Genomic DNA, 24,061 nt, shown 5'->3' on the forward strand with positions numbered 1-24,061 from the left:
CGGCGGACCCTATCCTTTAAAGGCATGGACCACCGTTTTTCTCTGCTAAGGAGGCTGCTTAATATGCTGCATCAATTTTCACGTACCGAGCTTGCCATTGGCCCAGAGGGCCTGGATGTTATGAAGAACAGTACGGTTGCTGTCTTGGGGATTGGCGGTGTCGGTTCCATCGCTGTCGAGGCTCTTGCCCGGACGGGAGTAGGCCGTATTATTCTGATCGACAAGGACGTTGTCGATATCACCAACATCAATCGACAGATTCATGCTCTGACGACCACCGTCGGCCAGAAAAAAGCGGATTTGATGGTAGACCGCGTCAAGCTCATCAATCCCGAGTGTGAAGCGATTGCGCTGAATATGTTCTATACCGATGAAACCTATGAGGAGCTGTTCAAGTATGATTTGGACTATGTGCTGGACGCTTCCGATACGATTATGTACAAAATTCATCTCATCAAGGAATGCCTGAAACGCGGAATTCCGATGATATCCAGCATGGGCGCGGCGAACAAAATGGATCCTACAAAATTCCAGGTTGCTGATATTTCAAAAACATCCATGGATCCCATTGCCCGGGTCATCCGCACAAAGCTGCGGAAAGAAGGCATCAAGAAGGGCGTCAAAGTTGTGTTCTCGCTGGAAGAACCGATGAAACCCCGGAAAGATGTCACGGACAAAATCGTGCCGGAGAATGCTCCGGAAATCCGGAAGGCGAAACAGCCGCCAGCGAGTAATGCATTTGTGCCGCCGGTTGCCGGATTAATTATGGTATCTGTTGCCGTTCGAGAACTGCTGGAGAAGCAGGGCATCAACACGTAAACTCCCATAACCTCGAAAAGACGTAAAGCCGATCTTCTAAAAGGCTTACGTCTTTTTGATGTGTTCACAGCTTTCATTAAAATACTTTGTTGTTATGTCTCGACTATGCTACAATGAGAATCCTTTTCGGGGAAAATCGTATCTTAGGAGGTAACTGAAAGTGGCAGATTCTTTTCAAAGTGCCTATCAAGAAGAAGAACGGAAATTAAATGAAACGATTGCTGAAATTGACCGTCAGCTCGATCGATTGACCAGCATACCCGTATATACCGGGCATGATTTTACAGAACAGGTGCTGGAGGCTGGCCGTGAGGAGCGGCGTCAGGCGCTTTTCAAGAGCCAGGCCGAACCTTATTTCGGCAGGCTGGATTTTCAGGAAAGCGGTAAGGATGCGCAAACGCCGCTGTACATCGGTAAGGTAGGTTTCGACCGTGAGACGGCCGGCGAGCATCCGATGGTCATGGACTGGAGAGCACCGGCAGCAAGCCTGTTTTACTCGTTTACAGGGGGAGAGGATCTCGCTTCCTATGAAGCACCGGAAGGCCTTGTGGAAGGACGGGTGTACCTCAAAAGAAACATGGTCATCCGAAAGCAGATTCTGGAGCGCGTATCCGATACATACAACCGGGACAGCGGCGGACCTGCAGTTACGGATGAATTTCTCGTTTATCGGCTAGGGGAAAACAAGGACAATAAACTGCGTGATATCGTATCCACCATACAGGCAGAGCAGGACAAGATTATCCGGGCCGCCAAAAACACGGCATTGATCATACAAGGGGTTGCTGGGAGCGGAAAGACGACGGTTGCTCTCCACCGACTCGCCTTTTTGTTGTATCAGTACAAAGAACAGGTCACGGCTGACAAGATGATTATTTTTGCGCCGAACCGCATGTTTCTGGACTATATTTCAAATGTTCTCCCGGAGTTAGGCGTAGGCGATATCCAGCAGCGTACCTTTGAAGATTGGGCAGCCGAGCAGCTGGATCTCCCATGGAACGGAGAAGATACAGGCAAGACGTTTGCCTACTGGTTCGAGACGGAAACCGGCCAGGGTACCCGTGAATGGAGCAACAACGACAGTGGAAGATACAAAGGTTCTATCACTTTCATGGACCTGATCACGCGCTGCATGGAGCAGCTTGAAGATGCTTCACTGCCGGAACTGGATTTCACGCCATGGGACGGTGCTGTCCTGCTCAAGGAACAGATACAGGAATGGTTTCAAGTGGAATACAAACCGTATCCTCTGGCTAAACGGAAAGAACGAGTGCTTGCCAGAATTCACCGCTGGGTGGAGATGGAACTGAAGAAGTCTCCTTCTCAGGCCGTACTGAAAGAACGGAAGAAAAAAGCATCTCAGCGCGAAAAGGCTTATGCCAATAAATGGCCGAAGTTTGATCCGCTGACTCTGTACAAGCAGCTGTTCGGGGCGTCCAAATCGTCAATTTGGCCGGAAGCCTGGTTGAAGGAAATTCCGCAGGAAACGATGGCAGTCACTCGCAAAAACTTGAAAGCAGGTCTGATTAAGGAAGAGGATCTGACCCCGCTGCTGTACATTCAGACCATGCTCCATGAAATGGATGGAAATCTCAGATTTGATCATGTGGTTATTGATGAGGCACAGGATTTTTCGCCCTTCCAGATCGCACTGCTGGACCGATATGTCCGAGGACACTCTTTTACCATTCTTGGGGACCTTTCTCAAGGGATTCATGCTTATAAAGGCGTGCATGCCTGGGATGAACTGAGCTCACTTTTTGAAGAGGAACATCAGGCTTACTTTGCACTGACTACAAGCTACCGGTCCACGATGGAAATTATTGAATTTGGTAATGTCATTCTGGATCAGGGTGTTCGGAGTGACCTGCTGGCAGTTCCTGTATTTCGCAGCGGGGATGACGTCCGGCTCATACCTTATGGGCAAGGTGCCGGGCGTGAAGAGGATCTGCGGCGCGCACTGCGTCATTTAAGCTCCAAAGGCAGTTACCGGACGGTATCTATACTGACACGTACACTGCGGGAAGCCGCCGAGCTTCATGAGATGCTGGCCGGGGAATGGCCGGAACTCAATCTTATTGATGGTGGCAAAGGAACATACCAGGGCGGACTCTCCATTCTGCCAGTGTACCTCTCCAAGGGGCTGGAGTTTGATGCCGTCATTGCTGCCGATGTGGATGCCTATCATTATGCGGACAAAATATGGGATGCCAAACTGTTGTACGTTGGCTGCACAAGAGCATTGCATGAGCTGTGGCTTTTCTATGAAGATCAGCTTCCTGCCTGTCTGCACAGCGGATTGGATGACATTACAGAAACCGGGTGGCCGGAAGGATCATAAGCATACTTATTACAGTATAGTGAAAGAGGCTGCGGCGATTGCTGCAGTCTCTTTCCCATGGAGGAAAGATCCTTGTGCAATGTGATATGATAGTACCATCGACAAACGAAAAATGATGAATGATTTTAAGATACAGCAAGGAAGTGTATAGATATGGATTTATTTGCGTTCGGGCGGGATGAGGACATCAGCTCTCGGCTTCTGGCCGACCGGATGCGTCCTGAAAGCCTGGATGAATATATAGGACAGGAGCATATCGTAGGCCCTGGCAAGCTGCTTCGCCGAGCCATTGAGGCCGATCAGGTGTCATCCATTCTGCTCTACGGGCCTCCTGGATGCGGTAAAACGACGCTGGCTCATATTATTTCAAAGCATACCCAGGGGACCTTTGTCCGTCTAAACGCGGTTGATGCCTCGGTCAAGGATGTACGGGAAGTGATTGAACAAGCCCAGAGCAACCGTTCGCTGTACGGCACGAAAACCATCCTGTTTCTGGATGAGGTTCACCGGTTTAACAGCTCTCGCCAGGATGCGCTGCTTCCTGCCGTAGAAAAGGGTACCATCATATTCATCGGAGCAACCACGGAAAATCCATTTCACTACGTCAATGGAGCCTTGATGAGCCGCTCCACACTCTTTCAGCTGCAGCCGCTCAACCAGGAGCATGCGATGATTGCCATGAAGCGGGCGCTGCAGGATGCTGAGCGGGGACTGGGCTTTATGCAGCTTGAGGTCGAAACAGAGGCGCTGGAGCACATCGCGGCCATGGCGAATGGAGATATTCGCAGGGCTTTACAAGCACTGGAGTTAGCCGCCATGACGACACCTCCGGATGCTTCGGGCATGGTTCACATTACACTGGAGGTGGCGGAAGAGTCGATCCGGCGACCGATTGTAAAAGCGGACGAGTCTACACAGTATGATGTGTTGTCAGCATTTCATAAAAGCATCCGCGGTTCCAGTGATGCTGCATTATTCTGGTTCTTTTACGCCGTGGAGAAGCTCGGGATGGACCCCATGACGTTTATCCGCAGGCTGATCGCAGCCAGCAGTGAAGATATTGGACTGGCCAATCCCCAGGCGATGGTTCAGGCGGTGAGTGCGCTGGAGGCATATCGGAATAATGGCTGGCCGGAAGCGAAGCTGAACGTTGCTCAGGCTATTCTGTTCTGCGTGGAAAGTCCCAAATCGAATGCGGTCTATACGGCCATCGCTTCAGCGATGTCTGCCGTAGAGGAATATCCATCGGCTGAGGTCCCGCTGCATCTCCGGGATACGCATTACAAAGGTGCGGTGAAGTTAGGACATGAAGGATATCAGTACCCGCACAATTATCCAGGACATTATGTGAAACAGGATTATTTGCCAAAAGAGCTTTCCAATCGGGAGTTTTACATGGCAACGGAGCAGGGAAACGAGCAGAAGATTGCCCATAATCAGCGCCTGCGCCGGGGGGAGTAAAGCTTTAAAGTAAAATTTATACAAGAACAGGAGCAAACCCAAGATGCAGAGATCCAAATTTGTAATCCTTCTTTTATCGGCGGGAATTCTGCTGAGCGGCTGCGGCCAGGATCAGAAACAGGAATCGACTGAAGCCGTTCACGAAAGTGAAGCCGGGCATCAGCATGAATCCCATGTCCAGCTGGCTAATGGTGATATACAGGAAGTGACAGCCTCTAAGGATGTGCTGCCAACTTTTCTTGATCATCAAAGCAAAGAAATTCGTACGGTCTATGCGCTTGCCGCGCAGGTTGATGATGTGCTCTCCTCTATGCCGTGCTACTGCGGCTGTGGGGAAAGTGCGGGACACAAGAGCAACCTGAACTGCTTTATCAACGAAGTTCGGGAAGACGGCAGTGTTGAGTGGGATGATCATGGCACCCGCTGCGGCGTCTGTCTGGATATTGCTGTAGAATCAGCCATGCTGAAGAGCGAAGGGAAAAGCCTGACGGACATCCGTGAGACGATTGATGCCAAATACAGCACCGGTTATGGTAAACCCACACCGACGCCGATGCCGTCAGCAGCAAATTAATTATGAAAAAAAGGCGCGTCCATGCAGTTTGACTGCAGGACGTGCCTTTTAATGTGGGAATAAATCCATTAGTATGGAATTTTTTCAGCGGATTCGATCGTGCCCCCCCCAAGACAAGTATCGCCTTGGTAGAATACAACGGCCTGGCCGGGCGTGATAGCTTTTTGCGGAGAAGCAAAAGCAACATGAAGATTCCCGTCTTCCAGACGAGTAATCGTTACATCCTGGTCTGGCTGGCGGTAGCGGAATTTCGCCGTACAGTTGAATGAGCGGATGGGCATCGCTTCTTCTCCTGCAATCCAGTTAATTCCTGATGCGATCAAACCTGTTGAGTACAGGCTTGGATGGTCGCCCTGTACCACATACAGAATGTTATCCTCCAGATTCTTGTCGGCTACAAACCAGGGCTCACCGGAACCTGAACCGCCGATGCCGAGTCCCTGACGCTGACCCAGGGTATAATACATCAGACCATCATGCCGTCCCTTTACATCACCGGTGACAATATCGACCATATCGCCGCCTTGGGCCGGAAGATATTGACCTAGAAATTCTTTGAAATTTCTTTCCCCGATAAAGCAAACACCGGTGCTGTCTTTCTTCTTCGCTGTGTACAGACCGGCTTCCTCGGCAAGGCGCCGGACTTCCGGTTTCGGCAGGTGTCCGATCGGGAACATGGCTCTGGATAGCTGTTCCTGATTGAGTGCATTTAGGAAATAGGTTTGGTCTTTGTTGCTGTCCACACCACGAAGAAGAGAGTAGACGCCATCATTCTGTACCACTCGTGCATAATGACCGGTGGCCACGTAATCTGCTCCCAAATCCAGGGCCTTATTCAGGAATTCTCCGAACTTGATCTCACGGTTGCACATGACGTCCGGATTTGGTGTTCTTCCGGCCTTATATTCATCGAGAAAATAGGAAAATACTTTATCATAGTATTCTTTCTCGAAATTGACGGTATAGTATGGGATATCCAGCTGTTCACAGACGCGGCGGACATCTTCAGCGTCCGCTTCTGCGGTACAGTAGCCGAACTCATCGGTATCATCCCAGTTTTTCATGAAAATGCCGATCACATCATACCCCTGCTGTTTAAGCAGCAGCGCGGTTACGGATGAATCGACTCCGCCGGACATGCCGACGATAATGCGTTTATTTTGTTTTTGTATAGGTTCTGACATTATGATCACCATTTTTCTGTTAAAGTGTGCCCATCTGTATATTTTAACACAAGCTGTCCAACTCTACACGACAGGATTTGTCCACTCCACGTGAACATTTTCTGAAAATGCGGTCTGAAAATTACCCATTCAGTGTGACGGTATGTTACCATATACAGAGGTGTTTAATCGGAATACAGAGAATATATACAGCAGTCAGTATGTAGACCTTCTGTTTTCGTTAACCTTAACGTACTTAAATCGCTTGAACACATACAAATGAAGTTAAGAGAGGTGTCATCTTTGAAGATATCGACAAAAGGAAGATACGGATTGACCATTATGATGGAGCTTGCAGCAAAATTTGGTGAAGGCCCAACATCGCTTAAGAGCATTGCCGAGAAAAACCAGCTGTCCGAGCATTATCTGGAGCAGCTCATAGCGCCTCTGCGCAATGCCGGACTGGTGAAAAGTGTCCGCGGTGCGTATGGCGGCTACATTCTCTCAAACGAGCCGGCGAGCATTACGGCAGGAGATGTCATCCGGGTGCTGGAAGGCCCGATTTCCCCCGTGGATTTCACAGAAGAAGATGATCCGGCCAAGCGTGACCTTTGGCTCCGGATCCGGGACAGCATTGCCGAGGTGCTGGATTCGACAACACTGGATTACCTGATTAACTATCAAGAGCAGTCCGCAGCGGACAACTATATGTTCTACATCTAGGGGCGCAGTGATGAAGTCTATTTATTTGGATCATGCAGCCTCTACGCCGGTCCATCCAGAGGTCGCACAAACCATGATGGCCGTCATGACAGGCCGGTTTGGCAATGCTTCGAGCGTACATGCTTACGGACGGGAAGCCAAGAAAATTGTAAACGGGGCGCGAGATGAAATGGCATCGCTTCTGAAATGCTCCGCAGATGAACTGATTTTCACGTCCGGTGGTACGGAGAGCGACAATCTAGCATTATTTGGGGTAATGGAAGCAGCTGGTTTTAAAGGTAAACATGTTATTACCTCTTCCGTGGAACATCATGCTATACTGCATACTTGCCGTGAGCTGGAGCGCAGAGGATGTGAGGTGACGTATCTTCCCGTAGATCAGAGTGGCCGGGTTTCCTTGCAGGACGTGGAGGCCAGTATCCGGGACAATACCGCATTGATTTCGATCATGTATGGCAATAATGAGGTGGGAACACTTCAGCCGATTGCCGAGATTGGGGAGATGGCCCGCAGCCGCGGAGTTATCATGCATACAGACGCGGTACAGGCTCTGGGATCAGAGGCGATCAGCTGCAGCAGCGACTTTCCGGTAGATATATGGAGCTTCTCAGCCCACAAGATTAATGGCCCTCAGGGAGTGGGAGCTCTTGTACAGCGTAAGGAGATCCCGCTAATGCCCCGGCAGTTCGGCGGACTGCAGGAGAAGAAACGGCGCGCGGGGACGGAGAATATGGCTGGAATTGCCGGATTCGCCAAGGCGGTTCATCTGGCGGTTCATGGATTGCAGGAGCGAAGAGGGCATCATCTGCTGCTTCGGAATACACTGCTTACGGGCATTAACAGCGAAGCCGGAGAAGATGCATACATGATCAATGGCAGCTCAGATCACTTCCTGCCGCATATTCTGAATATCAGCTTTCCGGAAGTGCGCACAGAGACGATGCTGATGAATCTGGATATGGAGGGGATTGCGGCCGCGAGCGGCTCAGCCTGTACCTCAGGTTCACTGGAAATTTCACATGTACTAAAAGCGATGAATCTTCCTGAAAATGTTTCTGCATCAGCGATTCGTTTTAGTTTTGGTTTGGGTAATACTACTCAGGAAATGGAGTACGTATCTCAGAAAATTGGAACCATTCTTAAACGATTGCGTAGATAGGAGGTATTCATCAGCATGAAGCTCCAGGAGATGATTGGACTGTCTGTATTCGACGTGGAGAACGGCAAGGAAATCGGCAAAATCCACGATTTCATATTAGATGAAGAATGGAATATTATCGGGTTTGAACTGGAAGGGAAAACTCTTTTCTCATCGCATGTGAAAACCGTCTCATGGGACAACATCGAGGCTTACGGTGAAGATGCCGTTATGATCCGGAATGAAGAATCTATCGAGAAAACGGATGCCGATCAAATACCTTTTACCTATCTGCTTGGGCGGCGGAAACTGAAAGATATGCAGGTGCTGACTGAGGAAGGGATGCTGCTAGGTCGAATTTCGGATGTTTATTTTGAGCAGGAACAGGGCAATAAAGTACTAGGACTCGAAATTTCAGACGGATTTGTAACGGATTTAATTGAAGGCCGGAGATGGCTGCCTTGCACCTCGGAGATGAGTATTGGAGAAAGTGCCGTCATGGTGCCCTCGCTCAGCGAACAGCGATTGGAAAAAGCCATTAATTCTGTGAATGGATAGGGTGAGGTAAGGATGATGAAATGTCCAAATTGCAGTTCCAAAGATATTGGTAAAATTGGTTCGCATCAGTTTTATTGCTGGGGATGCTTTATAGAATTAACCGTGAACGGTGAGAAAATGTCTGTTTATCAGGTGGAGGAAGACGGAACGCTCAGTTCTCTGGACGATCTGTTCTTCGGCGATGAGTTCCCGCAGGATTTTCCACAAATCCATGCTTCCAACTGATGCATACATAACCTAGTTCCGAAAAAGGGTGCTGAAGCTGCGTGATGAACGCTTGCTGCAGCATCTTTTTTGTTGCCGCGAATGATCGTTATAATTGGCCCAAGAGATTAATTTCGATGGCCCGTACATATACTTACAGGGTAAGCCAGTTTCGAGAGGAGAGAAATGCCCTGTGGATCAACTGACGGCAAACAAGTGGTTCCGGTTTCTGATCTGGCTGCTGCTGGGACTCATTGCTCTTTATTTTATCTGGCTGCTGCGGCCGTTATTTATGGATGTCTACCGTTTTTTAAAAGCAGTACTGGCTCCGTTCCTTATCGCCATGATCATATCCTATGTGCTGAACCCGATCGTCTGCATGCTTTCAGAGAGAAAGGTACCCAGGAGTATTGCGGTCCTGCTGATTTATGCCGTGTTCTTAACGTGCCTGGCGGTCATTGTAATCAACATGATTCCGATGCTGATTCGCCAGCTGGAAGAGCTGAATGAACATCTGCCGGAGTTTACGATGCATGCACAAAGCCTGATGAGCAGCCTGGACAGCAAACTCCTGCCTCCAGGTGTCCGGACAGGGATGAACAGCTGGCTGTATCATATGGAGACGCGTCTGGCGGGAAACATATCACAGTTCATGGACAATATTGGAGCTACCATCAGTGTGCTTTTTAATGTGCTGGTGGTTCCGTTTCTCATCTTTTATATATTAAAGGATTTTGATGTGTTTCAGCGTACAGCGGTTTCCTATCTGCCGCGCAGCCGAAGAAAATCAATCGTGACCTTGCTGCGGGAGATTGACACAGCATTAGGTAATTATGTAAGAGGGCAGTTTCTTGTATGTCTCATTATCGGTGTGTTTGCCTATATCGGTTACATGCTGATCGGTATGCCATACGCGCTGCTGTTTGCCAGTATTGTCGCTGTCTTCAATATCGTCCCTTATGTAGGGCCGTTCTTTGGTGCCGCTCCTGCACTGCTCATGGCTTCGACGATCTCCTGGCGTATGATGCTTATGGTTGCCCTTGTGAATCTGGTCTGCCAGCTGCTGGAGAGCAATGTGATCTCGCCTCAGGTGGTTGGCCGAAAGCTGCATATGCACCCGCTTCTAATTATTTTTGCCCTGCTGGTAGGCGGGCAGCTGGCCGGAATGGTGGGATTGATTCTCGCGGTGCCGGTATTTGCGGTCATCAAGGTTCTGCTGCAGCATTTTTTTGCCTATTATGTGCGCCGGAAAATCTGATGAAAATCCTGTAGACTGCTTGCATTGACATAACCTTTAGGCATGGATATACTTGAAAATATTAAGCGTGAATTAGAAGAAATCGATGAGGAAAAAAAGTAAGCGCGCGTATTCTTTCACAGAGAACAGGCTCCTTCGGACGTTGTGCCGATGGGTGGGAGAGCCTGAAAGGGTTGCATGCTGAAAGCTAATTTCCGAGTGTGAGACAAACCTCACCGGGTGGCGGCCGTTATCCCTGCTTACAAGGCGATCACTTGAGCCGTCATGACCGTTAGAAGTCTACAGTCAGATGTGCTTGGGAGATAACCAGGGTGGTACCGCGAGAACATCGTCCCTGATTTTATTCAGGGGCTTTTTTTATTGTCCGGAACATTTCGGACTGCATATGAGATCTGGAGGCTAAATATATGAAAGCAAGTGAGATCCGCTCTAAATGGCTGGAGTTTTTTGCAGAAAAACAACATAAAATTGAACCCAGCGCGCCCCTCGTTCCCCATAACGATCCGTCGCTGCTGTGGATCAATGCGGGTATGGCACCCTTGAAAGCTTACTTTGACGGGCGGGTGAAGCCTGAGAATCCACGGATTGCCAACTCCCAGAAGTGTATCCGTACCAATGATATTGAAAATGTCGGCAAGACGCGCCGTCACCATACTTTTTTTGAAATGCTGGGTAACTTCTCGATTGGGGATTACTTCAAAGAAGAAGTCATTACCTGGGCATGGGAGTTCCTGACGGATCCGAAGTGGATCGGATTTGATGGTGAGCGCCTGTCTGTGACGGTGTATCCTGAAGATGAAGAAGCCTATGCATTGTGGAAAGACAAAATCGGACTGCCTGAGAGCCGAATTATCAAACTGGAAGATAATTTCTGGGATATTGGCGAAGGGCCTTGCGGTCCCTGCACGGAAATTTTCTATGACCGTGGCGAAGCCTATGGCAGTGATACTTCGGATCCGGAGCTGTACCCGGGCGGCGAGAATGAACGTTATCTGGAAGTGTGGAACCTTGTATTCTCGCAATTTAATCATAACAAGGACGGCAGCTACACACCGCTTCCTAATAAAAATATTGATACCGGAGCTGGTCTTGAGCGCTTTGCATCCATTCTGCAGAATGTGGATTCCAACTTCGATACAGATCTGTTCCAGCCTATCATCCAGGAAACCGCAGCGATCGCCGGCGTGAAATATAATGAAAAAACGGAGTTTGATGTGGCGCTGAAAGTCATTGCTGACCATATCCGCACCGTAGCATTCGCTGTGGGTGATGGTGTGCTTCCTTCCAACGAAGGACGCGGTTATGTCATCCGCCGCCTGCTCCGCCGTGCTGTACGATATGGCAAGGTACTGGGATTGGATAAACCTTTTATGTACACCTTGACGAAAACAGTCGGGGATATCATGGGGATGTACTATCCGGAAGTTGTGGAGAAGCGCGAATTTATCGAAAAAGTGATTGCAACGGAAGAAGAACAGTTCCACAGAACGCTTTCCGATGGACTGAACATCCTGGCTGACATGAGTGCCAATGCACAAAAGCAGGGACTTGCTCAGATCAGCGGAAGTGATGCGTTTAAATTGTACGATACGTACGGATTCCCGTTTGACTTGACGGAAGACTATGCTTCCGAGCATGGACTTACTGTGGACCGCTCAGGTTTTGATGAAGCGATGAAGGAACAGCGGGACCGCGCCCGTTCTGCACGTCAAGAAACCGAAAGTATGAAGGTTCAGGGAGGTGCTCTATCGGATTTCACCACTGAAAGTGAATTTGTAGGGTATCAGGACACCACACATGAATCCAGGGTTATTGCGTTAGTTACCGAGGATGGATTTGTCGAGCAAGTGGGTGAAGGCCAGTCCTGTCAAGTGATTTTGGATGCAACCCCGTTCTATGCGGAAAGCGGCGGCCAGGTCAGTGACAAGGGAATACTGGAGGGTGACGGTGTACGGGCGAGAGTGGACGGTCTGTTCAAGGCCCCCCACGGACAGCATGTTCATCTGGTTACCGTGGAAAGCGGCGAGCTCAAAGTGAATATGACCGTAAAAGCCGAAGTAGCTCAAAGCCAGCGCCGGGATATTGTGAAAAACCATACGGCCACGCATCTGCTTCATAAAGCGCTTAAAGAAGTTCTCGGCGAACATGTGAACCAGGCGGGTTCTTTGGTGGAACCTCAGCGTCTGCGTTTTGACTTCTCTCATTTTGGCAGCATCTCTCCTGAAGAACTCGCGGATATCGAGCAGCGTGTGAATGAGCAGATCTGGAGAGGATCAGCGGTCATTATTGAGAATAAATCGATTGACGAGGCGAAAGCCATGGGCGCAATGGCGCTCTTCGGCGAGAAGTACGGTGATGTGGTACGCGTGGTACAGGTGGGGGATTACAGCCTGGAACTTTGCGGAGGATGTCATGTGGGGAATACTTCGGAGATTGGCATCTTCAAGCTGGTGGGAGAAAGCGGTATTGGTTCAGGTGTCCGCCGGATTGAAGCCGTAACCGGACGTTATGCTTACAATTTTGCTGAAGCCCAGATCGAACTGCTCAAGCAGTCAGCGGGACTGCTGAAGAGCAGTGTTAACGATGTTCCCAAACGCATTGAAGCTCTTCAGCTTCAACTGAAAGACGTGCTTCGCCAGAATGAATCGCTGCAAGGTAAATTGAGTGCGATTGAAGCGGGGCAGCTGAGTGATCAGGTGATCACCGCAGGCAGTACCAAGCTGCTCGCGGCCGAAGTTCAGGCTGGCAGTATGGATACACTGCGCACGATAGCCGATGAACTGAAAGGCAAATTGAGCGATGCTGTTCTTGTGCTGGGAGCGGTTTCCGGTGACAAAGTGAATTTTGTCGTTGCTGTTCCTCAGGAATTGGTGAAGAAGGGACTTCATGCGGGCAAGCTGGTCAAAGAAGTAGCAGCTATTTGCGGCGGCGGCGGCGGCGGACGTCCTGATATGGCGCAAGCGGGAGGCAAAGATGCTTCGAAACTCAAGGAAGCATTAAAGCGTGCTGAGGAAATCGTTGGATCCCTCTAAAATTTTACTCTTCGATTTCCTAAGGTGGCCGCGGGTGTGGTATGATAGAATCAGATCAAGCTGGTAAATATATATTCGACGAAGCGTGTTCAGAACATGTTCTTTGAAGAAGGTAGGTGTCACACATGGACTCAATGGATAAGACAGTCAAGTTCAATGTAAAAGGTGATGAGGAGGAGGCTTCCGCCCGGGAAATAATGTTGTCGGTGTATGACGCATTGATTGAAAAAGAGTATAACCCGATCAATCAGATTGTCGGCTATCTGCTCTCCGGGGACCCTGCTTATATACCTCGGCACAACAATGCCAGAAGCCTGATCGGCAAGAAAGAGCGAGATGAATTGATTGAAGAACTGGTCCGGTTCTACCTAGCCAGTCACCGTTAGGAGTGCAAGGATGAAGATCATGGGATTGGATTACGGGGACCGTCGAATCGGTGTGGCGCTCAGCGATGTGTTCGGGTGGACAGCTCAAGGGTTGGAAGTCATCGAACGGCGCGGAGAGAACACGGGTTTGGAACGGATTACCGCCTTGGTAAAAGAGTACGAGGTGAGTGAAATCGTGGTCGGCCTGCCCAAGAATATGAATGGCAGTATCGGTCCCCGGGGTGAAATCTGCATGGAATTCGCTGATCTGCTGCGAGAATCCCTGTGCTTACCTGTTCACCTTTGGGATGAGCGGCTATCCACCGTATCCGCTGAGCGGACACTGCTGGAGGCCGATGTCAGCCGGAAGAAGCGCAAGCAAGTCGTAGACAAGATGGCTGCAGGTTTGATTTTGCAAAACTACTTGGACTCTAAAAGGTAAAGGTGAGGGTGATAACAGATGACAAACGAACAAATCGGCATGGAAGAAGAACCGGAAATTATTTATATTCCAGATGACGAAGGTAATGAAGAAGAATTCGAAGTCATTATGAAATTTGAAGTCGACGACTCTGACGCCAAGTATATGATGGTGGTTCCGGTGGAAGCAGCCGACGAAGAGACGGATGAGGTCTATGCTTTCCGTTATGAAGAAGATGGAGACGATCTCAAGCTGTACATGATTGAGGATGACGAGGAATGGAGTATCGTGGAAGAGACCTTCAACACCCTTGTTGAGCAGCTGGACGGGAGTCAGGACAATGACTGAGTTTTCTCTGGAGCAGGTCGTCTGGACTCAATCGCTGAGAGAAGCTTTTGGTGAAAGTGTCGAGCTGCAGGATGAGCAGGGACAGAAGGAAATTTATGATATTGCAGCCGAGTTTGAAGTGGACGGCAGAGGTTATGCTATATTGGTGCAGCCGGACCGCAAGGACGAGGAATATGAAGTGCTTCGAATTGTAAAAAGTCCTGATGGTAGCCTGGAATTAGCGACCATTGATAATGACGAAGAGTGGGAGAACGTCTCAGAGCTGTATGATGAGCTGACGTTTCCTGAAGAAGACGAGTACTAAAGAATACGTGCCCGGTAATACAGGCACAAATTCAATCAGTTCCAGGAAGGGCGGAGAAGTCCGCCCTTTTTGGTATGGAGGAGACGACTTCATGAAGAAACTGGCCATTGCGGCTCTCGTGCTGCTCTTGTTTGCCGGCGGTGCGGCTTGGTATGTGTGGGAAGGAATGAAGCCTGTAGAAGCTTCAGAGGAAGCGATTGAATTTACCATTCAGCCCGGAATGGGCACTTCAGGCATCGCTGAACTGTTAAAGAAAAAGGGAATTATTAAAGATGATTTATTATTCAAAGGATACTTGAAGCTGAATAATGAGGGGAACCGTTTCATGGCAGGGACATATGAGACGTCACCGGGCATCACATATGATCAAATTATAACCATGCTGAACAATGGGGAAGTCAAGCCTGCGGAAATGATTCGTTTCACTATACCAGAAGGGTTCACCGTGCTGCAGATGGCGGAGACCATTGCGAAGGAAAGTGGTTTGGATCGTGATGAACTACTGAGCCTGATGGATACAAACAGCGGCTGGGATTCTGAGTTAGCGAAACAAATTCCTGAACAAGCTGCGCTTCGCCATCATCTGGAAGGATATTTATTCCCGGCTACATATGAGCTGCCTAAAGATGTGACGGCAGAGACGGTCATTCAGACTATGCTGAGCCAGACCGATAAACGTCTGGAGGAAATCACGGATTGGGAAACGCTGTTAGCACAAAGAGGGTTAACTTTGCATGAGCTGCTTACTGTAGCTTCGCTTGTCGAGCGGGAAGTGGTGGCAGATCAAGAGCGTGCGCTTGTGGCTGGCGTGATCTATAACCGGCTGGAGCAGGACATGAAGCTGGAAATTGATGCTACCGTCCAGTATCTGCTGGATAAGCCGAAGGAACGTCTGCTCTATAAAGATCTGGAGGTTGAAAATCCGTACAACACATACCGGAATAAAGGACTGCCTCCGGGGCCTATTTCTAGTCCCAGTCTGGATTCGATAAAAGCTGCCCTGATGCCGGAAAAGTCTGATTATCTTTTCTATGTTACGAAAAAGGATGGCACGCAGGAACATTTATTTGCAAAGACTTATAAAGAACATCTTAAAAATATTGAGATCAGCAAGAAAATGGAATAATAAGCAGTAGGAGGAAGAATCATGACCCATACACCTGAGCTTCTGGCTCCCGCTGGATCGCTCGAAGAAGCACAAGCCTATTTGAAAGCAGGAGCCAATGCTCTGCTGGTAGGGGAAGACCGTTATGGCATGCGGCTGCCTGGCAGTATGAATCTGGATCATATTGCTCAGACGGTTGAACTGGCGCATAGGCAGGGGGCCAAGCTGTATGTTAGTTTGAACAATCTGATGACAAATGAACTTTTAGAGGAACTGCCGCATTATGTGAAGCAGCTGGGCAGGATCGGCGTGGATGCTGTCGAATTTAACGATCCTTCGGTACTTAAAGCTGTGAAGACATGTGCGCCGGATATCCGGCTTCACTGGAACGCCGAGATGACATCAACGAATTTTTCCACCTCCAACTATTGGGGGCGTAAAGGAGCTGCACGTGTGATCTTGGCACGCGAGCTGAATATGGATGAAATTACGGAAATGAAGCCGTCCCTTCAGATCGAAGCACAAGTTCAGGTTCACGGGATGACCAATATCTATCATTCCAAACGCCAGCTGGTAAAAAGTTATATGGCACACCAAGGGCGTCCGGTAGACGGAGACAGTCTGGGGAAGGAACGCGGTTTGTTTCTGGTTGAAGCGGAACGGGCAGAAGAGAAATTTCCAATCTATGAAGATATAAACGGTACACACATTATGAGTTCAGATGACATATGCATTCTGGAAGACCTTCATGTGCTGCTTGAGGCTGGTCTCGACAGCCTCAAGGTAGAGACGCTTCTAAAGTCTGTATCTTATAACGAGGTCGTGCTGCATACGTTTCGCCAAGCGATAGACACTTATTATACTGACCCTGAACATTATGAATTTCAGGAAGCGTGGATGGAGCGTATTCGAAGTGTGCAGGATCCAGAACGTGAATTGTCATTCGGATTTTTCTACAAAGAACAGGTATATTAAGAAACTATATAAAATGAACAAAAGATTACCCTTCAATAGCGGAGGTGACAAGTGATTCTGGAGAAGCGGTAGCGTCCGCCTCAAAGCTTTCCAAAGGAAAGCTAGCATCGGAAGCATAAGCTTTGTCTCCAAAATGCTACATGCGATTATAATTCCAAGCATTTTGGAGGCAACAGCGGTCGTAAGAACACTTGACATCGCAGCTACCCTGAACGGTAACTTATAACTTCAATTTATGAAGATTCAATAAGTAAGGAGTGAACGAACATGGGGGCTATGGTTCAGCCATTGTACAAGGGGAAACGCAGCCGTTTGGATAAACCGGAACTGCTGGCACCGGCGGGTAACCTGGAAAAGCTGAAATTTGCTGTCCGCTATGGAGCGGATGCTGTATATATAGGTGGACAGAAGTACGGACTGCGGTCCAATGCAGATAACTTCACATTTGAGGAAATGAAGGAAGGCGTGGAGTTTGCTGCAAAATATGGTGCGAAGGTATTTGTAGCTGCTAATATTTATGCACACAATGAGGATATTGAGGGGATCGAGGAGTATTTGCGCAATCTTCATGCAGCTGGAATTGCTGCCATTATTGCGGCAGATCCTGCGATCATTGAGGTAGCTCAGCGCGCTGTTCCGGAACTGGAAGTTCATTTAAGCACCCAGCAGTCTACCCTGAACTGGCAGGCGGTGCAGTTCTGGAAAGAGGAGGGACTCCCGCGTGTGGTGCTTGGAAGGGAAACCAGTCTTCAGGAAATCGCCGAAATTAAAAAGCATGTAGATATTGAAATTGAGGCATTCATTCATGGTGCCATGTGTTCTTCATTCTCCGGCCGGTGTGTACTATCGAATCATTTTACCGACCGGGACTCCAATCGCGGGGGCTGCTGTCAGTCCTGCAGGTGGAAATATGATCTATTTGAAGAGGCGCCAGAAGAATCATCCGCGCCAGCTTCATTCAAACCGGGTATAACCGGGATCCCGCTATTCCAGAAGCAGGATCATGCTTTCTCTATGGGCTCCAAAGATCTATGCATGCTGGAACATATTCCGGATTTAATTGAAGCTGGTATTGACAGCTTCAAGATTGAAGGCAGAATGAAGTCGGTTCATTATGTTGCCACCGTGGTGAATGTATATCGTCAGGCCATTGATGCTTATATGGCTGACCCGGATCATTATGTCCTTAAACCGGAATGGGTGGATGAGCTGAATAAAGCGGCGAATCGTCCGCTCAATACCGGGTTTTTCTACGATACACCGGATCATGAGGATCACATTTATGAGCCGGAGGAAAAGGCCGCTCCTTATGATTTTGCAGGGCTGGTAAAAGATTATCAGGTCGATACAGGCATGGCTATGATCCAGCAGCGGAATTATTTCAAACCAGGAGATGAAATTGAGTTTTTTGGTCCGGAGGGTACATTTTTCAAACAAACGGTCGGTGTGATCCAGGACGAACATGGCCTTGAACTGGATGCTGCACGTCATCCGCTTCAGCATATTATGATGAAAGTAGATCAGGCAGTAAAACCTTATGATATGATGCGTATTCAGCGAAAATAAAATAACCAGCAATAGATATGAATCCAAAGTCCTTCACGGGAAATTGGATTCCTTTTTTTATGTCTTTGAAACTAGGTCTTTAGACTTATTTATATAGTAAAACCCAAAGTTATTTCTCTTATATGTCGAAATAATTAGTAAGATATTCATCGATATTCAAAGATGCGGCTCTAAAGCTGTCATCTGATATCTTATTGAAAAAAATGACATATGGTGGGTGATATGCGTATGGGGGACTCTAGTCAGAAGAAGGTCAAGCCCAAGAAAGAAAAGCCAGAAAAGCAGCCGAAAGAAAAGATGAGTACAGCAAAGTCATCAAACGGTAAAGTGAATCGGTTTGCCGGGTGGACTAACAAGTTGGAGACATCAGGCATGAATAAACTGAATCCGGCCCGATCGGTTGGTATTCGTTTGTTTCTCATTTTTTTCGTAACAATCGTTGCTTTTATTATGGTCCTCGGTCAGATGTCCTATAGTAAGGCCAAACAAATCATTGAGCAGAATGCTGCCAATGCGAACCAGCAGACGATTATTCAAACTTCGGAGAAGCTGGATATCATATTTTCCAACTATCAGAACTTAAGTTCTTATGATGGTGAGTTACAAAATCTTCTATCACAGCTTACTAGTGAAACATTAACGGATTATGAACTGTTCGAGATTGAAAAAAAGATCCGTGAAAAGCTGAGCAATGAGATTACAGCAGATTCCAACATCAAATCTATTTACATTGTTCCACCAAATAAAAACAAAGTGATCGCTGCTGGCAGTATGGCCAAAAACATCGATCAAGTCTTGGAATATCCTTGGGTAGCGGAACTTGAAAAAGAGAAAAAGACACTATGGATTCCTACAGTAAATGAAGGCGGTGCCCCATACTTTTCAGTTGCCCGCTCGATAGGTTCCATGAACAACTTCAGTGAAGTTTACATTTTCGTGATTGAATTGAATGCATCAGTTGTAAATCAGCAGCTCAGAGGCATTGACCTTGGCGATGATGGCAGAATCCAGCTTCTTTCTCCGGACATGAAGGTAGTTTCTTCGAATAATGCCGATGAAGTGGCCGGTGATTCGAAATGGACATTTATGCAGGATGATACCCGAAATCAAAAAAGCGGAAATCTGGTAGCCCAGGATCCGAACGGCAATAATGTTCTTGCAGTCTATAATGATTTGAGTATCAACAATTGGACACTTGTAGGCACCATTCCTACAAAAAATCTTACGGAAGACGCGAGAGAAATTCTCAACCTTACGCTTTGGATTGCACTCGTCGTTATTGTCATTGCGATTCTGATTGGCATCTGGATGGTGCGCATGATTGGCAAACCTCTGGGCAAGCTGAGTCATTTGATGGGAGAAGGTGCCAAGGGTAACCTTAATGTGCGCACTGACCATAAATCGAAAGACGAGATTGGTCGACTGTCTTCCAGCTTTAATGAAATGATGGAGCAGATTACTGGACTCGTCCGTCAGACGAGCAGTACGGCACAGGATGTATTAAATACAGCGGCAGAGCTTAGTGATGCATCCAAGAAAACGGCTATTTCCGCCCAGGAAATTGCTGTGGCCACTGAAGAAATCGCAAACGGTGCGAGCAGCCTGGCTGTAGAAGCAGAGCGCGGCAGTGATTTGACTGGTAATATTTCCAGGCAGATGCAGGTTGTGGTGAATGCTAATGATGAGATGAGTAAATCCGCTCGTCATGTTGAAAGCTCCAGCGAACGGGGAACCAAGCATTTGAATGATCTGTTAAATAAGACTCATGAAACTGAGGATATGACCAGATCCATGATGCGTAAAGTGGACGGTTTGAAAGAGACGACGTCTTCGGTCGTGAAAGTGCTTGATGTTCTGCAAAATATTACGAAGCAGACCAATATTCTGTCACTGAATGCGACGATTGAAGCAGCTCGTGCTGGTGCGGCCGGCCGAGGATTTATGGTCGTCGCAGATGAGATTCGTCAGCTGGCAGACCAGTCCCGTCAATCCATTGATATGGTGAGTCAGATCACCGAGAAAATTATGACGGAAATGAATGATACAGTACAGGTTCTGCTGGATGCGAACCCGCTGTTTAAAGCACAGATGGATTCCGTAAAAGAGACGAACGAAATATTCGTTTCCGTTCAGCAGCAGATGATTGAATTTATTCAACGACTGGATTCGGTTACCGATTCCATTGATGGTCTCAATCAGTCCCAGGTTGTTCTCTCTGAAGCCATGGGGAATGTAAGCGCCGTGGCCGAGGAATCTTCTGCAACTTCAGAAGAAGTGGCATCCTTGAGCAGTGAACAGCAGAGTGTCAGCAATCAGCTGGTCAATCTGTCAGACAAGCTGGAGAATGTGTCCAAGGAGCTTAAAGAAACACTGTCTCGCTTTACGCTTTAAGAAAATGTTTATTATAGAGTCTGCTGCGGAGTCATCTGCAGCAGACTCTTTTTTACGGGCAGAGAAGCAGTCAGGTCTGTTTCAAGGTAAAGGAGGAAAAGATGATGAAGTACGCTATAAAGAGTAAGTGAGACCTTAAGGAGGATTGAACATGCACAGGAGCCGACAGCACCGTATTTTTTACGGTTGGATGCTTCTTGCCATACTGCTGTTCCTTCTCATGGGACGGCTGGCGTGGATTCAATTGGTGATGAAACATCAACATATGCCCGGAACGAAACGCACACTGCTGGAGTCCTCTAAGCTTCAAAGAGAACGTGCTGTTGTACTCGACACGGGCCGCGGTCATTTTTTGGATCGCAACGGCAGCGCATTAACCGGAAAACTGATCTGGACAGCGGTGCTGTTTCCAGTTCCTGAACGTTCAATGCTGTCAGAAGACAGCATTGAACGTACGGCAGAAATTTTGCAGAGTGACCCGAATGATTTGACCAAGATCTGGACTGGATTAAAAGAACCGAGGCTTTGGCATGGAAAGGACGGTCGACTGCCCGTCCCGTTGAGCGAGCAGCAGCAGCAGGCACTTACTGCTTTACAGCTGCCGTATGTGAAGATTCTTCCATATGAGCAAAGATACGGAGACATGGAATCCGGCATGCAGTGGCTTGGTTTCATATCAGGTCAGCGGAAAGAGAATCAGTTTTTTGAACATTATCAGAATGTCATGGGTACCAGTGGTTTGGAAAAAACATTGGATCCTCTCCTGCAGGGTATTTCACCGACGATTATTTCTTTTACAGTGGACAGTAAAAACCGTCTTATACAAGAGTTTGATCCCATGGTAAAGGCGGACAGCAATCCATACTATCCTTTAAGATTTACAACGACCGTCGACCGTACGATTCAAAAAGGGATCGAGAAGCTGATGTCAGAAGCAGGGGTAAAAGAAGGTGCAGTCGTCGTACAGGATGTTTCAAACGGAGATATCATTGCTATGGTCTCCCTGCCTTTTTATAATCCGGAGCGTGTTAACCCTGAAGAAGGCCAGTGGGAGAACAGGGCACTTCAAAGCACATCGCCAGGTTCTGTTTTCAAAATCATCACAGCAGCTGCCGCATTGGAAACCGGGGCCGTTTCTGCTAAGGATACGTTTCACTGCAGCGGACAATTTGGACATTACGGTCTGTCCTGCTGGAAGGAACACGGACACGGGACACTGGATCTTCGTGAAGGGTTCGCTCAATCATGTAATGTGGTTTTTGCAGAACTGGGAACGCGTTTGTCGGGTGCTCAAATTCAGGATACGGCAAATAAGCTGGGACTTGGGTATGAAGCAGGCTGGCAGGCGGCCCATGTTCTTGGCTTGAAGCTGTTCAAGCCGCTGGATCATGAAGAAAGAGGAATGGTCTTCGCGCAAGGCACGGACAGCAGGGATGAAGGAGTGAGAGTCCAGACAGCAATTGGCCAAAGAGATGTATCCATGACGCCGCTGCAGGCTTCAAACCTTATCGTCACACTGCTCAATGAGGGCAGAGGCTTTCGCCCAAGAATGATCAGCCGGATTTCGTATGCCAACGGTCAGGAGCTGCACTCGTTTCCTGTACTGCAAAACCGCTTATTCGATACGATTTCCAAAAAGACAGCAAGGACTTTACTTGAGTGGATGCAGGATGTCGTTAATGAGGGGACAGGAAAGACATTGAAGAAAACAGCAGCTTGGCAGCTGGCAGGTAAATCCGGAACTGCTGAGGTTCTTAGTAAAGGTTCCCCTCGTAACAATCAGTGGTTTGTCGGTTACGGTCCTGTGAAGCAGCCGCGCTATGCCGTATCGGTTCTGGTCAAAAATATGAAACCTGGGTCCCGCCATCAGGCGACTGACCTATTCGGTGATATCATGAATTTGCTCGCCGGGACGTAGATAAACTAAATTGAATTACTTTTCTGGAGGCTGCGATGGCAGGGGTTCTTACGATCACTGCATCTGTCTCTGCAAATGAAAGACCTCCCCCGTTTCAGGCTCGGGGAAGGTCTTGTTTTGTGTTTCGTAAATTCATGAAGAAGTGTGATGATGAGGCTCATTGTTCTGAGATTTGGCTTCCAAAGGAGACACTTCAAACTCTTCTTTCGGCAGGCGAATCCAACGCTGTAAATAACCCTGCTGAAGCAGTTCTTTCAGCAGAATGATCAGAATCGGTGTCATAATAAGACCGGCGATACCAAAGATAGACAATGAAATGATCATAAAGGACAGCATCAGAAATGCAGAAGTCACACCGATCGACTGGCCTGCAATCTTGGGCTCAAGCAGCTGCCGGATTACCATGATCACCGCCAGCAGAATAAGGAGGCCAACAGCCAAGCTGGTGTTCCCTACAACAAACAAATAAATGATCCATGGAATGAAAATGACGGGCACACCCAAAAGCGGTAAAAAGTCGAATACGGCACAAATTAAAGCGATCGATAAGGCGTTACCAGTGCCCAGAATCAGCAGGCCGATATAAGCCAGAACAAAAGTAATGCTGATCAGCTTCAATTGTGCCTTTAAATAAGATCCAATCTTCGTGAAGACATGGTCTTTCAGAAACTGGACAGCTGATTTAATCGTCTTGGGTGTCTTTTCACTAGCAATGCTGCGCCAGCTCCCAATCTCTGTACTGAGAAAAAAGGCCAGAATGATTGCAATCCCGAAGTTAGCAATAAAGGTGGTGAAGGAGCCCATAAAACCAACGATATAAAGAAAAAATCCTTGAGCGGCATTTTTCGCAAAGTTGGTAATATCTTTGAAGTAGCCGTTCATATTGGAGCTGACATCCGGCGGCAGAGCAGCAAGTTTGGTCTGAAGAAAATTAGTGAGCGACTCGAACTGCTCTTGAATCATCGTGGTGTAGACAGGCAGGTTATTCTGCAGCTGCATGATTTGGGATACGATGATCGCTCCGGCGCCGAAGAGAAGGCCCAGGATGATGAGAAGAAAAATCAGCACAGCCAAGGCGGATGCAAAAGGCTTGCGAAGTCCCCGGCGATGAAAAAAACGTGCGATCGGCTCGATCATCCAAAATACGATAAATGATAAAAATACGGGAGCCGCTATGTTATAGAGTCTGCTGAATGCCAGCATGACCAGATAGACGGTGAGGACAATCAACCCGATATCAAACGCAGTCCTCCAATATTTTTTGTACAGGGGAAGCATGGTTACATAATCGCTCCTTTAATGTTTTAGGTATGAGTTCATTGTACCTGAATTATGAAAAAAACGCCTATTTCTTTTGGGGCTATGATAAAATAGTAAAAGTGTATTGTGCCAAAGAA

Annotated in this window: 22 protein-coding genes; 20 read left to right on the top strand and 2 right to left on the bottom strand. The window is 48.0% G+C overall.

The annotated features are described in order from the left end of the window. The first annotated feature begins 63 nt into the window (after positions 1-63). From HII30_RS13465 to HII30_RS13480, 4 genes are all read left to right on the top strand, one after another. Positions 64-819 (top strand): tRNA threonylcarbamoyladenosine dehydratase, encoded by a 756-nt coding sequence (locus tag HII30_RS13465; protein ID WP_169505558.1) that lies wholly within the window; start codon positions 64-66, stop codon positions 817-819. 160 nt (positions 820-979) lie between these two features. After that, positions 980-3,160: an AAA family ATPase gene (locus HII30_RS13470; protein ID WP_169505559.1), complete on the top strand. Its 2,181-nt coding sequence runs from the start codon at positions 980-982 to the stop codon at positions 3,158-3,160. 153 nt (positions 3,161-3,313) lie between these two features. Continuing rightward, the gene (locus HII30_RS13475; RefSeq protein WP_169505560.1) at positions 3,314-4,621 is read left to right on the top strand and encodes a replication-associated recombination protein A; all 1,308 of its coding nucleotides are present in this window, start codon (positions 3,314-3,316) and stop codon (positions 4,619-4,621) included. Between the two features lie 43 nt (positions 4,622-4,664). Further along, the gene (locus HII30_RS13480) at positions 4,665-5,195 is read left to right on the top strand and encodes a PCYCGC motif-containing (lipo)protein (protein ID WP_169505561.1); all 531 of its coding nucleotides are present in this window, start codon (positions 4,665-4,667) and stop codon (positions 5,193-5,195) included. Positions 5,196-5,263: 68 nt separating this feature from the next. On the opposite strand, the gene mnmA is transcribed toward HII30_RS13480, so the two are convergent. After that, positions 5,264-6,379: a tRNA 2-thiouridine(34) synthase MnmA gene (gene mnmA / locus HII30_RS13485; RefSeq protein WP_169505562.1), complete on the bottom strand. Its 1,116-nt coding sequence runs from the start codon at positions 6,377-6,379 to the stop codon at positions 5,264-5,266. Positions 6,380-6,661: 282 nt separating this feature from the next. On the opposite strand from mnmA, the gene cymR reads away from it, so the two are divergent. The 16 genes from cymR to HII30_RS13560 all read left to right on the top strand — a co-directional run bounded on the left by cymR (position 6,662) and on the right by HII30_RS13560 (position 22,664). Then, positions 6,662-7,081: a cysteine metabolism transcriptional regulator CymR gene (gene cymR, locus HII30_RS13490; protein ID WP_169505563.1), complete on the top strand. Its 420-nt coding sequence runs from the start codon at positions 6,662-6,664 to the stop codon at positions 7,079-7,081. Between the two features lie 10 nt (positions 7,082-7,091). After that, a complete protein-coding gene (locus HII30_RS13495) occupies positions 7,092-8,240 on the top strand; it encodes a cysteine desulfurase family protein (RefSeq protein WP_169505564.1) in 1,149 nt (382 codons plus the stop codon). Between the two features lie 15 nt (positions 8,241-8,255). Continuing rightward, positions 8,256-8,777 carry a PRC-barrel domain-containing protein gene (locus HII30_RS13500; RefSeq protein ID WP_169505565.1) on the top strand — a complete coding sequence of 174 codons (522 nt, stop codon included), beginning with the start codon at positions 8,256-8,258 and terminating at the stop codon, positions 8,775-8,777. Positions 8,778-8,792: 15 nt separating this feature from the next. Then, positions 8,793-9,002 carry a hypothetical protein gene (locus HII30_RS13505; RefSeq protein WP_169505566.1) on the top strand — a complete coding sequence of 70 codons (210 nt, stop codon included), beginning with the start codon at positions 8,793-8,795 and terminating at the stop codon, positions 9,000-9,002. A gap of 172 nt (positions 9,003-9,174) precedes the next feature. Beyond that, entirely contained in the window at positions 9,175-10,239 is a 1,065-nt protein-coding gene (locus HII30_RS13510) for an AI-2E family transporter (protein WP_169505567.1), read from the top strand. A 407-nt stretch (positions 10,240-10,646) separates the two neighbouring features. Next, complete coding sequence (alaS, locus tag HII30_RS13515) at positions 10,647-13,271, top strand: alanine--tRNA ligase (protein ID WP_169505568.1); 2,625 nt, start codon at positions 10,647-10,649, stop codon at positions 13,269-13,271. A 125-nt stretch (positions 13,272-13,396) separates the two neighbouring features. Further along, positions 13,397-13,657: an IreB family regulatory phosphoprotein gene (locus HII30_RS13520; RefSeq protein WP_169505569.1), complete on the top strand. Its 261-nt coding sequence runs from the start codon at positions 13,397-13,399 to the stop codon at positions 13,655-13,657. Between the two features lie 10 nt (positions 13,658-13,667). Continuing rightward, complete coding sequence (ruvX, locus tag HII30_RS13525; RefSeq protein WP_169505570.1) at positions 13,668-14,078, top strand: Holliday junction resolvase RuvX; 411 nt, start codon at positions 13,668-13,670, stop codon at positions 14,076-14,078. Between the two features lie 18 nt (positions 14,079-14,096). Continuing rightward, entirely contained in the window at positions 14,097-14,405 is a 309-nt protein-coding gene (locus tag HII30_RS13530; protein ID WP_169505571.1) for a DUF1292 domain-containing protein, read from the top strand. Beyond that, positions 14,398-14,709 (top strand): DUF1292 domain-containing protein, encoded by a 312-nt coding sequence (locus HII30_RS13535; RefSeq protein ID WP_169505572.1) that lies wholly within the window; start codon positions 14,398-14,400, stop codon positions 14,707-14,709. The genes HII30_RS13530 and HII30_RS13535 overlap by 8 nt, the downstream gene beginning before the upstream one ends. A 91-nt stretch (positions 14,710-14,800) precedes the next feature. Continuing rightward, positions 14,801-15,835 carry an endolytic transglycosylase MltG gene (mltG, locus tag HII30_RS13540; protein WP_169505573.1) on the top strand — a complete coding sequence of 345 codons (1,035 nt, stop codon included), beginning with the start codon at positions 14,801-14,803 and terminating at the stop codon, positions 15,833-15,835. A gap of 21 nt (positions 15,836-15,856) precedes the next feature. After that, on the top strand, positions 15,857-16,789 hold the full coding sequence (locus HII30_RS13545) for a peptidase U32 family protein (protein WP_169505574.1): 933 nt from the start codon (positions 15,857-15,859) through the stop codon (positions 16,787-16,789). A gap of 267 nt (positions 16,790-17,056) precedes the next feature. Next, positions 17,057-18,355: a peptidase U32 family protein gene (locus tag HII30_RS13550; protein ID WP_169505575.1), complete on the top strand. Its 1,299-nt coding sequence runs from the start codon at positions 17,057-17,059 to the stop codon at positions 18,353-18,355. Positions 18,356-18,583: 228 nt separating this feature from the next. Next, positions 18,584-20,746 (top strand): methyl-accepting chemotaxis protein, encoded by a 2,163-nt coding sequence (locus tag HII30_RS13555; RefSeq protein WP_169505576.1) that lies wholly within the window; start codon positions 18,584-18,586, stop codon positions 20,744-20,746. Between the two features lie 4 nt (positions 20,747-20,750). Next, positions 20,751-20,873 carry a hypothetical protein gene (locus HII30_RS21860; protein WP_281363485.1) on the top strand — a complete coding sequence of 41 codons (123 nt, stop codon included), beginning with the start codon at positions 20,751-20,753 and terminating at the stop codon, positions 20,871-20,873. Positions 20,874-20,897: 24 nt separating this feature from the next. Further along, positions 20,898-22,664, top strand: coding sequence for a peptidoglycan D,D-transpeptidase FtsI family protein (locus HII30_RS13560; protein ID WP_169505577.1), 1,767 nt, complete (start codon positions 20,898-20,900; stop codon positions 22,662-22,664). 132 nt (positions 22,665-22,796) lie between these two features. Here the strand turns inward: HII30_RS13560 and HII30_RS13565 are convergent, their stop codons facing one another. After that, the gene (locus HII30_RS13565) at positions 22,797-23,942 is read right to left on the bottom strand and encodes an AI-2E family transporter (RefSeq protein ID WP_169505578.1); all 1,146 of its coding nucleotides are present in this window, start codon (positions 23,940-23,942) and stop codon (positions 22,797-22,799) included. Positions 23,943-24,061 lie beyond the last annotated feature (119 nt).

Source organism: Paenibacillus lemnae (genome assembly GCF_012933385.1).
Taxonomy (GTDB): domain Bacteria; phylum Bacillota; class Bacilli; order Paenibacillales; family Paenibacillaceae; genus Paenibacillus_AQ; species Paenibacillus_AQ lemnae.

Bases quoted from the DNA above. Each gene is read 5' to 3' on its own strand.
- HII30_RS13465 (WP_169505558.1), top strand. From the start codon at position 64: ATGCTGCATCAATTTTCACGTACCGAGCTTGCCATTGGCCCAGAGGGC.
- HII30_RS13475 (WP_169505560.1), top strand. From the start codon at position 3,314: ATGGATTTATTTGCGTTCGGGCGGGATGAGGACATCAGCTCTCGGCTT.
- HII30_RS13480 (WP_169505561.1), top strand. From the start codon at position 4,665: ATGCAGAGATCCAAATTTGTAATCCTTCTTTTATCGGCGGGAATTCTG.
- mnmA (WP_169505562.1), bottom strand. From the start codon at position 6,379: ATGTCAGAACCTATACAAAAACAAAATAAACGCATTATCGTCGGCATG.
- HII30_RS13495 (WP_169505564.1), top strand. From the start codon at position 7,092: ATGAAGTCTATTTATTTGGATCATGCAGCCTCTACGCCGGTCCATCCA.
- HII30_RS13500 (WP_169505565.1), top strand. From the start codon at position 8,256: ATGAAGCTCCAGGAGATGATTGGACTGTCTGTATTCGACGTGGAGAAC.
- HII30_RS13505 (WP_169505566.1), top strand. From the start codon at position 8,793: ATGAAATGTCCAAATTGCAGTTCCAAAGATATTGGTAAAATTGGTTCG.
- alaS (WP_169505568.1), top strand. From the start codon at position 10,647: ATGAAAGCAAGTGAGATCCGCTCTAAATGGCTGGAGTTTTTTGCAGAA.
- HII30_RS13520 (WP_169505569.1), top strand. From the start codon at position 13,397: ATGGACTCAATGGATAAGACAGTCAAGTTCAATGTAAAAGGTGATGAG.
- ruvX (WP_169505570.1), top strand. From the start codon at position 13,668: ATGAAGATCATGGGATTGGATTACGGGGACCGTCGAATCGGTGTGGCG.
- HII30_RS13530 (WP_169505571.1), top strand. From the start codon at position 14,097: ATGACAAACGAACAAATCGGCATGGAAGAAGAACCGGAAATTATTTAT.
- HII30_RS13535 (WP_169505572.1), top strand. From the start codon at position 14,398: ATGACTGAGTTTTCTCTGGAGCAGGTCGTCTGGACTCAATCGCTGAGA.
- mltG (WP_169505573.1), top strand. From the start codon at position 14,801: ATGAAGAAACTGGCCATTGCGGCTCTCGTGCTGCTCTTGTTTGCCGGC.
- HII30_RS13545 (WP_169505574.1), top strand. From the start codon at position 15,857: ATGACCCATACACCTGAGCTTCTGGCTCCCGCTGGATCGCTCGAAGAA.
- HII30_RS13550 (WP_169505575.1), top strand. From the start codon at position 17,057: ATGGGGGCTATGGTTCAGCCATTGTACAAGGGGAAACGCAGCCGTTTG.
- HII30_RS13555 (WP_169505576.1), top strand. From the start codon at position 18,584: ATGGGGGACTCTAGTCAGAAGAAGGTCAAGCCCAAGAAAGAAAAGCCA.
- HII30_RS21860 (WP_281363485.1), top strand. From the start codon at position 20,751: ATGTTTATTATAGAGTCTGCTGCGGAGTCATCTGCAGCAGACTCTTTT.
- HII30_RS13560 (WP_169505577.1), top strand. From the start codon at position 20,898: ATGCACAGGAGCCGACAGCACCGTATTTTTTACGGTTGGATGCTTCTT.
- HII30_RS13565 (WP_169505578.1), bottom strand. From the start codon at position 23,942: ATGCTTCCCCTGTACAAAAAATATTGGAGGACTGCGTTTGATATCGGG.